The sequence below is a fragment of the Streptomyces sp. CNT372 genome (genome assembly GCF_000377145.1).
This window is the reverse complement of record NZ_KB897791.1, coordinates 92,347-104,570: the sequence shown is the minus strand read 5'-3', so window position 1 is coordinate 104,570 and position 12,224 is coordinate 92,347. Positions and strand designations below refer to the sequence as shown.

The 12,224-nt window shown below is 75.9% G+C and carries 12 protein-coding genes; 5 read left to right on the top strand and 7 right to left on the bottom strand.

What is annotated here, in order from left to right; translation table 11 throughout:
• Positions 1–106 precede the first annotated feature (106 nt).
• Complete coding sequence (locus C593_RS0126100) at positions 107–610, bottom strand: rhodanese-like domain-containing protein (protein WP_026278086.1); 504 nt, start codon at positions 608–610, stop codon at positions 107–109.
• 94 nt (positions 611–704) lie between these two features.
• Here C593_RS0126100 and C593_RS0126095 point away from each other — a divergent pair, with 94 nt between their 5' ends.
• Positions 705–1,151 carry an Lrp/AsnC family transcriptional regulator gene (locus C593_RS0126095; RefSeq protein ID WP_018850276.1) on the top strand — a complete coding sequence of 149 codons (447 nt, stop codon included), beginning with the start codon at positions 705–707 and terminating at the stop codon, positions 1,149–1,151.
• Here the strand turns inward: C593_RS0126095 and C593_RS0126090 are convergent.
• The 3 genes from C593_RS0126090 to C593_RS0126080 all read right to left on the bottom strand — a co-directional run bounded on the left by C593_RS0126090 (position 1,141) and on the right by C593_RS0126080 (position 6,782).
• On the bottom strand, positions 1,141–4,878 hold the full coding sequence (locus tag C593_RS0126090; protein WP_018850275.1) for an AAA family ATPase: 3,738 nt from the start codon (positions 4,876–4,878) through the stop codon (positions 1,141–1,143). The genes C593_RS0126095 and C593_RS0126090 overlap by 11 nt on opposite strands.
• Entirely contained in the window at positions 4,875–6,041 is a 1,167-nt protein-coding gene (locus C593_RS0126085; RefSeq protein ID WP_018850274.1) for an exonuclease SbcCD subunit D, read from the bottom strand. Before C593_RS0126085 ends, C593_RS0126090 begins: the two co-directional genes overlap by 4 nt.
• 114 nt (positions 6,042–6,155) lie before the next feature.
• A complete protein-coding gene (locus C593_RS0126080; protein WP_018850273.1) occupies positions 6,156–6,782 on the bottom strand; it encodes a YigZ family protein in 627 nt (208 codons plus the stop codon).
• Positions 6,783–6,844: 62 nt separating this feature from the next.
• On the opposite strand from C593_RS0126080, the gene C593_RS0126075 reads away from it, so the two are divergent.
• Complete coding sequence (locus C593_RS0126075) at positions 6,845–7,252, top strand: CoA-binding protein (protein ID WP_018850272.1); 408 nt, start codon at positions 6,845–6,847, stop codon at positions 7,250–7,252.
• A 130-nt stretch (positions 7,253–7,382) separates the two neighbouring features.
• Here the strand turns inward: C593_RS0126075 and C593_RS0126070 are convergent, their stop codons facing one another.
• Positions 7,383–7,955, bottom strand: coding sequence for an XRE family transcriptional regulator (locus C593_RS0126070; RefSeq protein WP_018850271.1), 573 nt, complete (start codon positions 7,953–7,955; stop codon positions 7,383–7,385).
• A gap of 93 nt (positions 7,956–8,048) precedes the next feature.
• Here C593_RS0126070 and C593_RS0126065 point away from each other — a divergent pair, with 93 nt between their 5' ends.
• Positions 8,049–8,921, top strand: a complete 873-nt coding sequence (locus C593_RS0126065) for a DMT family transporter (RefSeq protein ID WP_018850270.1) — start codon at positions 8,049–8,051, stop codon at positions 8,919–8,921.
• 18 nt (positions 8,922–8,939) lie between these two features.
• On the opposite strand, the gene C593_RS0126060 is transcribed toward C593_RS0126065, so the two are convergent.
• Positions 8,940–9,695 (bottom strand): acyltransferase, encoded by a 756-nt coding sequence (locus C593_RS0126060; protein ID WP_020610394.1) that lies wholly within the window; start codon positions 9,693–9,695, stop codon positions 8,940–8,942.
• A 265-nt stretch (positions 9,696–9,960) separates the two neighbouring features.
• Between C593_RS0126060 and C593_RS0126055 the strand changes: the two genes are divergently transcribed.
• Positions 9,961–10,491 (top strand): gamma carbonic anhydrase family protein, encoded by a 531-nt coding sequence (locus C593_RS0126055; RefSeq protein WP_018850268.1) that lies wholly within the window; start codon positions 9,961–9,963, stop codon positions 10,489–10,491.
• A gap of 86 nt (positions 10,492–10,577) precedes the next feature.
• Here the strand turns inward: C593_RS0126055 and C593_RS0126050 are convergent, their stop codons facing one another.
• Complete coding sequence (locus C593_RS0126050; protein ID WP_018850267.1) at positions 10,578–11,015, bottom strand: DUF4442 domain-containing protein; 438 nt, start codon at positions 11,013–11,015, stop codon at positions 10,578–10,580.
• Between the two features lie 109 nt (positions 11,016–11,124).
• On the opposite strand from C593_RS0126050, the gene C593_RS0126045 reads away from it, so the two are divergent.
• Complete coding sequence (locus tag C593_RS0126045) at positions 11,125–12,153, top strand: DUF8017 domain-containing protein (protein WP_018850266.1); 1,029 nt, start codon at positions 11,125–11,127, stop codon at positions 12,151–12,153.
• Positions 12,154–12,224: the final 71 nt, after the last annotated feature.

The window sequence follows — 12,224 nt, the reverse complement described above, 5'->3', positions numbered from 1 at the left end:
CGGGCCGCGTGCGCGGGCGGCGGGTCCGGACGCGGGGGCGGCGGGCGGGGCTTCCGGGCCCGGCCTCGTCCGTCCGCCCGGGTGGCGCCCGCCTCGCCGCGCGGCCTCAGCAACCGCAGTCCGCGGCCTCCTCGGGGGCGGTGAGGGGGTCGGCCGGGCGGCGGGCCGGCCCCTCCCACGTCTCGTACCCGAAGCCCTCGCGGACCCAGTACTCGAAGCCGCCGAGCATCTCCTTGACCCGGTAGCCGAGTTCGGCGAGGGCGAGGGCGGCCCGGGTCGCCCCGTTGCAGCCCGGGCCCCAGCAGTAGGTGACCACCGGGACGGACGGGTCGAGAAGCCGCCGCGCGTCCTCGGCCAGGCGGGCCGTGGGGAGGTGGACCGCACCGGGCACATGGCCCTGCTCCCAGGCGGCGGTGGAGCGGGAGTCCAGAACGACGAATCCGGGGTCGGCGCCGGTCGCGCGCGCGGCATCGAGGGCCGCGGCGACGTCGGAGACGTCCGCGTGGAAGGCGAGGCTCGCCCGGAAGTGGGCGGCCGCGGCGGCGGGCGGGGCCGGCGGGACGCGCAGCACGGGGTTGGCGAGGGGCGGCACAGTGGGTGTCGGGTTCATGATCAAGAATCTAGGGCCGCGGCCGGGCGGGTGGAACGGGCGATCCACGGCGAGAGGCTTGTTCTGCCGGGGATTCCCCTGATATTCCTCCCCCATGAGCGGATACTCCCCGGACGCCACGGACTGGCGCATCCTCGACGCCCTCCAGACCCACGGCCGGGCCGGTTTCGCCGAGCTGGCCCGGACGGTCGCGATGTCGGCCAGCGCGGTGACCGAGCGGGTGCGCAGGCTGGAGGAGGCGGGCGTCATCAAGGGGTACACGGCCGTCGTCGACCCGGAGCGGCTGGGGCTGCCGATCCTGGCCTTCGTGCGGCTGCGCTACCCGAACGGCAACTACAAGCCCTTCCACGACCTGCTGGACACCACGCCGGAGATCGTGGAGGCACACCATGTGACGGGCGACGACTGCTTCGTGCTGAAGGTCACCGCCCGTTCCATGCGGCATCTGGAGGAGGTGTCGGGCCGGATCGGGGGCCTGGGCTCGGTCACCACCAGCGTGGTGTACTCCTCGCCGCTGCCCGGCCGGCCGGTCAGCCGCTGAGGGCGTCCGCGGCCCCGGCCGTCAGCAGCCGGACCGCCGAGCCGGAACGGGACTTGGCCACCTCCAGCTGCACGGGGATCCGCCGGCGCAGGTCCCCGACATGGCTCACGATGCCGACACTGCGGTCCCGTTCGCGCAGGGAGTCCAGCACGTCGAGGACCTCGTCCAGGGTCTGTTCGTCGAGGCTGCCGAAGCCCTCGTCGATGAAGAGGGTGTCCAGGCGCATGCCGCCCGCCTCGTCGGTGACCACGTCGGCGAGGCCGAGCGCGAGGGCGAGGGAGACGAAGAAGGTCTCGCCGCCGGAGAGGGTCGCGGTGTCCCGCTCGCGGCCCGTCCAGGCGTCGACGACATGCAGGCCGAGGCCCGCGCGCCGGCCGCCGGCCCGGGCGTCGGAGTGCACCAGGGTGTAGCGGCCGGACGACATGCGCCGCAGCCGGACGGTGGCCGCGGCGGCGACCTGCTCCAGCCGGGCGGCGAGGACGTACGACTCCAGGCGCATCTTGCGCTCGTTGTCCGCGGAGGTCCCGGCGGTGAGCCCGGCGAGCCGGGCGACCCGGTCGTAGCGCTCGCGCAGCGGGCCCAGCCGGCGGACCTCGTCGACCGCCTCGCGGGTGAGCCGGTCGAGCGCGGCGCAGCGCTCACGGGCCGCGTCGAGCCGCGAGGCGGCCTCGCGCAGCGCCCGGTCGGCGGCGGCGGACGCGGCCTCGGCGCCGGTGAGGTCGACGGGGGGCCCGCCGGCCGCCGCGCGGGCGTCCTCCTCCGCGAGCCGCTCGGCGACGGCGGCGGACTCCGCGAACCAGGCGTCGATCCGGGCCCGGGCGTCCCGGCGGGCTTCCGCCGGGAGGGCGGCGGCGGCCGCGTCGGCCGGGGAGGCGAAGCCGGCGGAGGCGGCGGCCTCCGCGACGGCCTCCTCCGCCGCGGTCAGCCGGCGCGCGGACTCATCGGCCGCGCGCACGGCGTCGACGGCCTCCGCGAGCTGCGCGACCCGCTGCTCCAGCAGCCGGGCACGCGCCGCCACGCTCCCGGACTCCCCACGGGCCCGGGCCACTTCCCCCTCGATCCGCGCCAGCTCGCGGTCGAGCGCCTCCCGCCGATCGTTCCGCGCGGCGATCCGCTCCCCGGCCGCGCGCTGTGCCTCCACCCGCTCGCTCCGCTCCCGCTCCCCCCGCTCCAACGCGGCCCGCGCATCGAGCATGTCCCCGGCGGCGCGCCGGGCTTCGGCGTGTTCCCTCGTCAACGTGTCGACAAGGGAACGGAGTTCCTCGGCGGTGGGCCCGCCGTCGTGCCCACGCGGCGCGGGCACGCCCCCGGAGGGCCCCGGCCCGGCCTGGGGCCCGCCCGCCCGGGCGCGGGCCGGCGCCCCGTCGCGGGCCTCGGGGGCGGAGCGCCCGCCCGCCGGGTCGTCGCCCCCGGCGGCCTCCGCGCGGGGGGCGGAGGGGTCCGCCCCAGGGTCGTCCCCGGCGGTCAGCGCCGTGCCGGACCCGGCCGCGTGCGGCCCCGGCCCGGGCCGGGCGAAGCCCTCGGCACCCGCCGCTCTCCGATCACCGGTTGCCCCCGGCCCGGCCGCGTGCCCTGCAGGGACGGCGTCGTCGGTGTGGCCGCCCCCGGCCCCGGCGGCGCCACCGGCCGTATCCGAGCCGGGCCGGGACGTGCCCAGGGCCCTGTCCGAGGCGGCTGCGGACGCGTCCGGCCCCGTGCCGGTCCGGCAGGGCGTCGCCCGGGTGGCATCACCCGGGCGAACCTCCGTGCCGGGGGCGGACACGCGCCCGGCGTCGGCCCGGTCCGGGGCGAAGCCCTCGCCGCCGGCTCCCGCGCCGGGCCCGGCCGCCGGCGCGTCCCGGCCGGCGGTGGCGGCCGACCTGCCGGACACACCCGGCACGGCACCCATCGACTCCGCCCCGGGCGCTGCCGGGTCCGGGACGGGGGCGGCCCCGGCCGGGGCCGGCCCGGGCACGTGCCCGGCGTCGGCCCGGTCCGCCCCCGGCACGGCAGCGCGGGCGCGGGTGGCGGAGGCGGTGCGGGACTCGTGGAGGACGGCCAGTTCGCGTTCCGCCTCCGCGCGTTCCGCCTCCGCGTGGACGCTCGCCTCGTACGCCCGGTCCTCGGCCGCGCGGTCGACGTGGTCCGAGGTGGGGCGGGCCGGGGACGGGTGGGCCGGGGAGCCGCAGACGGTGCAGGGGGTGCCCGGGGTGAGCGCCGCCGCGAGTTCCGCGGCGATGCCCAGCAGGCGGCGTTCCTTGAGGTCGAGCCAGTGGCTCCGGGCGGTGTTGGCCCGCTCGTGGAGGGCGCGCAGCCGGGTCTCGGCGCGGGCCGCCCGGGCGGCGAGTTCATCGCGTTCGCAGGCGGCCGCCAGGCGGTCGCGGGCGGTGCCGAGGCGGCCCGCCAGGTATTCGGCGCGGGTGGCCGCCTCCTGCGCGGCGGCGATCCGGTCGGTGAGGGTCCGGCGCAGGGCCTCCCAGCCGGCGAGCCATGCGGACGCCTCGTGCAGGGCGTCCTCGTCGGCGCGGGACCGGCGGTCCAGACCGGCCCGCTCCTCTTCCAGCTCCGCGCCCCGTGCCTCCTCGCGGCGTGCCGCGTCCAGACCGCCCAGCTCCTGGCGCAGCGCGCGTTCACGCGCGGTGAGCCGCTCCGTGTCCGCGCCGGTCAGGTCCTCGGGCAGGGCGGCCCGGGAGTGGTCCCGTGCGGCCCGGGCCGCACGGTCCGCCCGCTCGGCCTCGTCCCGCAGACGCAGCGCCGGAAGCACCCGCTCCGCCCGCCGGGCCCGGTCCTCCCGGGCGAGCAGCTCCTCGTGGTGGGCCCGCCCCTCCTCCAGGACGGCGCTGCGGTGCAGGGTCTCGGCGTGGCGGCGCTGGAGCCGGGCGGTCTCCCGGGCGGCGTCCAGCGCGGCCCGCGCACCGGCCTGGCGTTCCTCCGCCGCCCGCGCGCGCAGCGCGGCGATGTCGCGCTCCTCGCGGGCGTCGGTCCTGGCGACGGCGGCCCAGTCGAGGACGCCGGCGGCGAGCCCGGGGTCGCCCGGCCCCCGGTCCGGCAGCGGCCGGGCGCGGGCCGCGGCCCCGGCGGCCTGCTCCATGCGGTGGGCGAGCGCGAGAAGGCGTTCGTCGCCCGTCCGGACCTCGGCCTCGGCGGCCCGCCGCTGCTCGGCGAGGCGTTCCTCGACCGCGGCGAAACGCCGGGTGTCGAAGAGCCGGCCGAGCAGCCGCCCCCGGGACTCCGCGTCCGCGCGCAGAAAGCGCGCGAAGTCGCCCTGCGGCAGCAGGACGACCTGGCAGAACTGTTCCCGGCTCATGCCGACGAGCCGGCTGATCTCCTCGCCGATCTCCTGGTGGGAGCGGCTGAGCGCGCTCCACTCGCCGGTCCGCGCGTCGTACTCGCGCAGCCCGCTGACGGCGCGTTCGGTGGTGAAGCCGGTGCCGCGGGCCTTGGGGCGGGGCTGCGCGGGGCGGCGGGTGATCTCCAGACGCCGCCCGCCGAGGGTGAGGTCGAGGACGACCTCGGTCGGCGTACGGTCGCCGGCGTGGTCGCTGCGCAGCGTGGTGCCGGGGGTCTGGCGGGCGCCGGGGACGGAGCCGTAGAGGGCGAAGCAGACCGCGTCCAGGACGGAGGTCTTGCCCGCGCCGGTCGGCCCGTGGAGGAGGAAGAGGCCGGCCTCGGAGAGGGCGTCGAAGTCGATGTGCTGGGCGGTGCCGAACGGTCCGAAGGCGGTGACCGTCATCCGGTGCAGTCTCACCCGGCCACCTCGCGCACGGCCGCGTCCACCCGGACCTCGTCGAACGCCGCGTGCAGCACGGCGCGTTCGGCGTCGTCGGCGGAGCTGCCGCCGCGTACATGGGCCACGAAGTCCTCCGCGATCTGGTGGTCGGTGCGGCCGGAGAGGCGCTGGGAGTAGCTCGCGGTGTCCCGCTCCTCGGGCCGTTCGGGTTCGAAGAGGAGGCTGAGGGTGTGCGGGAAGCGCTCGGCGAGGCGGGCCATCGGGTCGGCGGGGCGGGCCGCGTCGGTGAGGACGGCCTCCACGAAGGAGTTCTCGTGGCGGGTGTGTGCCGGGTCGGCGAGCAGTTCCTCCAGGGTGCCGCGCAGCCGGGCGAGGGGCCTCGGGACGGGGCAGTCGATCCGCTCGGCCCCGATCTCGCCGCCGGGGCCGAGGTCGACGAGCCAGGTCGTCTTGCGGTGGGCGGCCTCGGAGAAGCTGTACGCGAGGGGCGAACCGGAGTAGCGGACACGCTCGGTGACGGTCTGGCAGCCGTGCAGATGCCCGAGGGCGACGTAGTCGACGCCGTGGAAGACACCGGAGGGGACGGCTGCGACGCCGCCGACGGTGATGTCCCGTTCGCTGTCGCTCTCCTCGCCGCCGGCGACGAAGGCGTGCGCGAGGACGACGGACCGGGTGCCGGGCGCCCGGCCGGCGAGGTCGTCCCGGACCCGCCGCATCGCGGCGGCGAGCACGGGCTCGTGGGCCGCCTTCTCGACGCCGAACTCGTCCTTGACCAGAGCCGGTTCGAGGTAGGGCAGGCCGTAGAACGCGACCGGGCCGTGGGCGTCGGAGAGCACGACGGGGCGGGCGCAGCCGGCCGGGTCGGTGCGCAGATGGATGCCCGCGCGCTCGATCAGCCCGGCGGCGACGCCGAGCCGGCGGGCGGAGTCGTGGTTTCCGGAGATCATCACCGTGGGGATGCCGGCGTCGGCGAGCCGGTGCAGCGCGGTGTCGAAGAGCTGGACGGCGGCGAGCGGCGGCACGGCCCGGTCGTACACGTCGCCCGCGACAAGGACGGCGTCCACCTCGCGGTCGCGTGCCGTCGCCACCAGGTGGTCGAGGAACGCGGCCTGGGCGTCGAGCATGCTCACGCGGTGCAGCGAGCGCCCGAGGTGCCAGTCCGAGGTGTGCAGGAGTCTCATGATCCGTGAGGGTATCGGCGGGGTCGGACAGTGCGGGCGGGTTTCGCCGGGCCGGCCGGACGCCGACGGCCTCGCACCGCGCGAAGCGGCCCGCCGGCCGGCCCGGGGCCGGGCTCAGGCATCCCCGTACGCCTCGCCGCCCAGTTCCAGCACGGCCGTCCCGGCGGTGGCGTCGGCGAGCCAGGCGCGGAAGCCGTCCACCTCGGCGTCGGGCAGGCCGACCTCCAGGGTGACGGCGTCCGCGTAGGTGACGTCGCGCACGGTGCGGCCGGTGGCGCGCAGGTCGTTCTCGACCTTGCCCGCGCGCTGGTGGTCGACGGTCACGGTGGCGATGCGGAAGCGTCTGCGGGTGATCGTCCCGACCGCGTCCAGGGCCTCGCCGACGACCCCTCCGTACGCCCGGATCAGTCCGCCGGCGCCGAGCTTGACGCCGCCGTAGTAGCGGGTGACGACGGCGGCGGTGTACCGGATCTCGCGGCGCGTCAGCATCTGGAGCATCGGCACGCCGGCGGTGCCGCCGGGTTCGCCGTCGTCGCTCGCCTTCTGCACGGCGGCGTCCGCGCCGACCACGTAGGCGTAGCAGTTGTGCGTGGCTCCCGCGTGCCGCGCGCGGACGCGGGCGACGAACTCCTGGGCCTCCTCCTCGGTGGCCACGGGCGCGAGCGCGCAGATGAAGCGGGAGCGGTTGATCTCGCTCTCGTGGACGCCCTCGCGGGCGACCGTCCGGTACTGGTCCTGCATCCCGCCACCCTATGCGGGCCCGGGAAGGGAATGCGGGGGCGGGTGCCCCCGGTTCACCCGGCATGTACGCAGACGACGAGACGATCCGGCGCATCCTGACCGGCACGGGCGAGACCTGGGCGGTCGTGGGCCTGTCCAGCAACGCCTCCCGCGCGGCCTACGGCGTGGCCCGCGTCCTCCAGCAGTCCGGCAAGCGGATCGTCCCGGTCCATCCGAAGGCCGAGACGGTCCACGGCGAGCAGGGGTACGCCTCCCTCGCGGACATCCCCTTCCCGGTGGACGTGGTCGACGTGTTCGTGAACTCCGAGCTGGCGGGCCGGGTCGCCGAGGAGGCGGTGGGGATCGGCGCGAAGGCGGTCTGGTTCCAGCTCGGCGTCGTCGACCCGGAGGCGTACGCGCGGACCCGGGAGGCGGGGCTGGACATGGTCATGGACCGCTGCCCCGCGATCGAGATCCCCCGCCTGGGCTGAGCCCGCGGGCCGGGGCCCGGGCTTTCGTCCGTCGGGCCCCGGCCCGGCGACCCGACCGGGCCCCGCGGCGCACCGGCGACCCGGCCGGGCCCCCGCCGGAGCCCCGGCCGGACAGCGGCGCGGACGTGTCTCAGCGCACCGGCGGGACGGAGACCGCCATGGTGAAGGCCGTGGTGGTCTCCCCGTCGTTGCGGTAGGCGTGGGCCACGTTCGCCTCGAAGGTGGCCGAGGTCCCGGCGGGGACGGTGTGCGGCTCGCCGTCCACGACGAGGGTGAGGACGCCCTCCGTGACGTGGAGCAGTTCGGTGGTGCCGTCGGGGTGGGGATCGGAGGCGCTCTCGTCGCCCGCGACCAGGGTCCAGGCCCACAGCTCCAGCGGTCCGCCGCGTTCGCTGCCGACGAGGAGGGTGGTGGAGCTGCCGGTCGAGGTGGACCACATGCGCACCGCCCGGTCCGGCGGCACCAGGCGGACGGTGGCGTGCTGCTCCTGGTCGAGCAGGGTGGTGATGCTGATGCCCAGCGCGTCGGCGAGCTTCACCGTGGTGCCGACGCTGGGGTTGGTGCGCGCCTGCTCGATCTGGATGATCATGCCCCGGCTGACGCCCGAGCGGGTGGCGAGGGCGTCCAGAGTGAAGCCGCGTTCGCCGCGCCAGCGCTTGAGGTTGCGGGCGAGGGACTGTGTGAGCTGGTCGAGGTCAGACACGGTCCGTCCAATATTTTGAATGACAGGGTCCAATGGAGTGCACTACCGTGTGCTGCACTCCCTTGTTCACCGCACTGTACTGCGAGGCCCGTCATGACCGCACTGCTCGCCCTGACCGCCAGTGTCCTGTGGGGCCTGGCCGACTTCGGCGGCGGGCTGCTCACCAGGCGCACCCCCGCGCTGACCGTGGTGGTGGTCTCCCAGTCGATCGCGGTCGTGGTGCTGGGCGCGATCGTGGTGGCGACGGGCGGGTTCGCCGCGGCGAGCCCCCTTCTCTGGTACGCGGTGGCCGCCGGTGTGGTCGGACCGGTCGCGATGCTCGCCTTCTACAAGGCCCTCGCGCTCGGCCCGATGGGCGTCGTCTCACCGCTGGGCTCGGTCGGCGTGGCCGTGCCCGTCGGGGTGGGCCTGCTGCTGGGCGAGCGGCCGGGGGTGCTCCAGTTCGCGGGGATCGCGGTCGCCGTGGCGGGGATCGTCCTGGCCGGGGGGCCGGAGTTGCGGGGCGCGCCCGTACAGCGCCAGGCGATCCTGCTCACCCTGACCGCGGCCGTCGGCTTCGGCGCGGTGATGGCCCTGATCGCGGAGGCGTCCACCTCCGTCACGGGGCTCTTCCTCGCCCTGTTCGTGCAGCGGGTCACCAATGTGACGGTCGGCGGCGCGGCCCTGTGGGTGTCGGTGCGGCGCGGCGGGCGGGCGCTGCCCCTGCCCGGGGACGGCGGTGTCCGGGTCGTGGTCGCGGCGCTGCCCGCGCTCGCCTTCGTCGGACTGGCGGACGTCGCGGCCAACGGCACCTACGCCCTGGCCGCGCAGGCCGGGCCGGTCACCGTCGCGGCCGTCCTGGCCAACCTGTACCCGGTGGTGACCGTCCTCGCCGCGCTGCTGCTGCTGCGTGAGCGCCTGCGGACCGTCCAGGCGGCGGGCGCGGGCCTGGCCCTCGTCGGCACCGTACTCCTGGCGAGCGGATAGCCGGCGGGACGGGAGGCGTCAGGCGTCCTCCGACTCCGCCAGTGCGAGAAGCTGCTCCGGGGTGACGCCCTGCGGGATCGGCACCGGCGCGGGCGTCCGCAGCGGCGGCTGCCACCCCTCGACCGGATCCAGACGCCGCACGATCCGCGCGGGCGCGCCCGCCACCACCGCGTGGTCCGGGACCTCGCCCCGTACGACCGCGCCCGCGGCGACCACCACATTGCGGCCCAGCCGGGCGCCCGGCAGGATCACGGCCCCGGTCCCGAGCCAGCACCCCGGACCGATCTCGACCGGCTCGGCCCGCGGCCACTGCTTGCCCACGGGCTGCCCGGGATCGTCGTAACTGTGGTTGGTGGACGTGATGTAGACGTAGGGACCGCAGTAGGTGTTCGAGCCGATCACCACCCGGGTGTCGGCGATGACATGGCTGCCGCGCCCCAGGACGACCCCGTCCCCCAGGGTCAGGACCGTGTCCGGCCCGAGGTCCAGGCCGGGCATCATCCCGGCCGTCAGGGTGACCTGTTCGGCGACGATGCAATGGGACCCCAGCTCGATCCAGGGCTCGCCGAAGACGGTGCCCAGCGGGAACGCCAGCCGGGTGCCCTCGCCGAGCCGCCGGAAGCGCAGCTTCCCCGGGCGTTCCGCGGTGACCGAGCCGGCCTCCTGCACCCACTGCCAGCCGCGGTGCACCGCCCGCGTGACCAGCCGCCGGCGCCACGCGGCGGCGGCCGGCAGGGAGAACGAGAACGTGTTTCTGTTCAGGAGCACCCGCACACGGTAGTCGCCCGCGGCCGACCAACGGGCGCGCTGCGCTGTGACGTTCACCCCAGCCGCGGGGGCGCGCGACGGCCGGCCCGCGCTCCCGGGCTCGCACCACGGAACCGTCCCGCGCGCGACGACCGAGGCAGACGGCGTCCGGAACGGACCGTGCCCGCCCCGGCGCGCCGGGTACGGGCACGATCGCCTACCGTGCCTGCGGTACCCGCACCCGGGTACGGCAGGCACGGCGGGACACGGCGAGGCGAGGAGCGGGAGAGCGATGGCGGAGCGGGCACTGGTCGCGGGTGTGGGCGGCAGGCAGCCGGAGGTGGACCCGGGGGCGTTCACGGCGCCCACCTCGGTGGTGCTGGGCGAGGTGACCCTCGCGGCGGGCGCGAGCGTCTGGTACCAGAGCGTGCTGCGGGCCGACGGCGGCCCCATCGTGATCGGCGCGGAGAGCAACATCCAGGACAACTGCACCGTCCACGTGGACCCGGGCTTCCCGGTGACGGTGGGCGAGCGGGTGTCGGTGGGGCACAACGCGGTGCTGCACGGCTGCACCGTGGAGGACGACGTCCTGATCGGGATGGGCGCGACCGTCCTCAACGGCGCGCACATCGGCGCCGGTTCGCTGGTGGCGGCGCAGGCGCTCGTCCCGCAGGGCATGCGGGTGCCGCCGGGGTCGCTGGTGGCGGGCGTCCCGGCGAAGGTGCGCCGGGAGCTGACGGAGGAGGAGCGCGAGGGGATCAGGCTCAACGCGGCGGTGTACGTGGACCTCGCGGAGCAGCACCGCGCGGCCCACGGCGGCTGAGCGGCCCACTCGGCCGGGCAGACGGAACGGCCGCCGGGCCGGCCGCCGCACCGGCCGGCCCGTGGCGGCCGGTGCGCGGGCCCGGTTCAGCTGTTGGGACGCAGCGTCCAGAGGATGTCCATCTCGCCGGTGACGGCGCCGTCCTCGCGGGTGATGGCGACCTTCACGGGGAACTCGGGACGCTCGCCCGCGTCGAGTTCCTTGAGGACGTCGGCGACCGGGCGGCCGAGGACGGCGGTGGCGGTGACGACCCCGCGGGCGATCTTCTTGAAGTCGATGCGGGCGGTCACGGGGAGCGGCACGGCCCGGGAGAGCTGGTCGCCGAAGGCGGCGAGGACGATGGCGCCGCTCGCCGACTCGGCGAGGGTGAACATGGCGCCGGCATGCGGGCCCGCGACGTGGTTGTGGTACTCGGGCTGGTCGGGGAGCCGCAGGACCGCCCGCTCGGGGGTGGTCTCCAGGTATTCCAGGCCGAGGGTCTTCACCATGGGGACCGTCGCGGCGAGCAGTTCGCCCAGGGACATCTCTTCTGCGCTCATGCCCCGGATGTTACCCACGAGTAGCGGTGCTTGACCATACCCTTCACAGGCCGCACGTGGAACTGCCGCGTCCGCCCCCTTATGGTTACTGGCCATGTGGCCAGGACAGCAGCCGCCCGGGGGCGAGCAGAACCCGCAGGACCAGAACCCGTACCAGCAGCCGGGGTACCAGCAGCCGAATCCGTACCAGCAGCCGGGGTACCAGCAGCAGGGCTACCCGCAGCAGCCCAACCCGTACCAGCAGCCGACGGTGCCGCAGTACGCGGTCCCGGGCGCACAGCCCGGCGCTCCCCGGCCGGGGGGCGACGACAAACGGAAGACGACGATCACCGCGATCGTCGCCGCGACCGCGGTGGTCGTGGCCGCCGGTGTCACCGGCTTCCTCGTCCTCGGGAAGGACGACAAGAGCGGCAGCTCGGACAAGGGCGCGCCCGCCGCGTCCTCGTCGCCCTCCCGGTCCGCCTCGGACGAGCCGTCCGAGGCGCCCAGCCCCACCGACAACCCGCGCGCGGGCGGTGACGCCAAGCCCACCATCGAGGGCTGGAAGGTCGTCACCAACCCCAAGCACGGCACGCAGTTCGACGTGCCGCCGGAGTGGGAGGTCGCCAGCAGCGGCATGGCCACCGGCTTCGAGGACGAGAAGAAGGACGACGGCTCCCCCGTCGTCATGATGAGCGCGCCCGCGTACCTCAAGAGCAAGTGGTGCGAGTTCGACACGGAGAAGGACGGCGACCCCGAGGACTACGGCCTGAGCGCCGTCGGCACCAAGGGCGGCAAGGGCGCGAAGAACGCCGACGAGGCCGCGTACAACGAGGCGGGCAACTGGGTCTGGGCCGCGTACGCGCAGACCGAGCCCAAGGGCACCGTCAAGATCACCAAGGCGAAGGAGTACACGACGTCCTCCGGCCTCAAGGGCAGCGTCTCGACGGCCACCGCGAAGGGCGTCAAGAAGGAGAACAAGTGCGAGACGGACGGCAAGTCCATCGCCTTCTCCTTCAAGGACCCCAGGGGCGAGTTCAAGAGCTGGGTCCTGTACGCGGCGACCGGTGTCTCCGAGGAGCTGGACGACGCCACGATCCAGAAGATCCTCAGCACCGTCCGGCTCTCGACCCCGAGCACCTGAGGCACGCCGCTCCCGGCCCGCCCGGGTCCTGAACCCCTGGAGGCCGGGGCCGTGAGCGTGCCCGCCCGGGG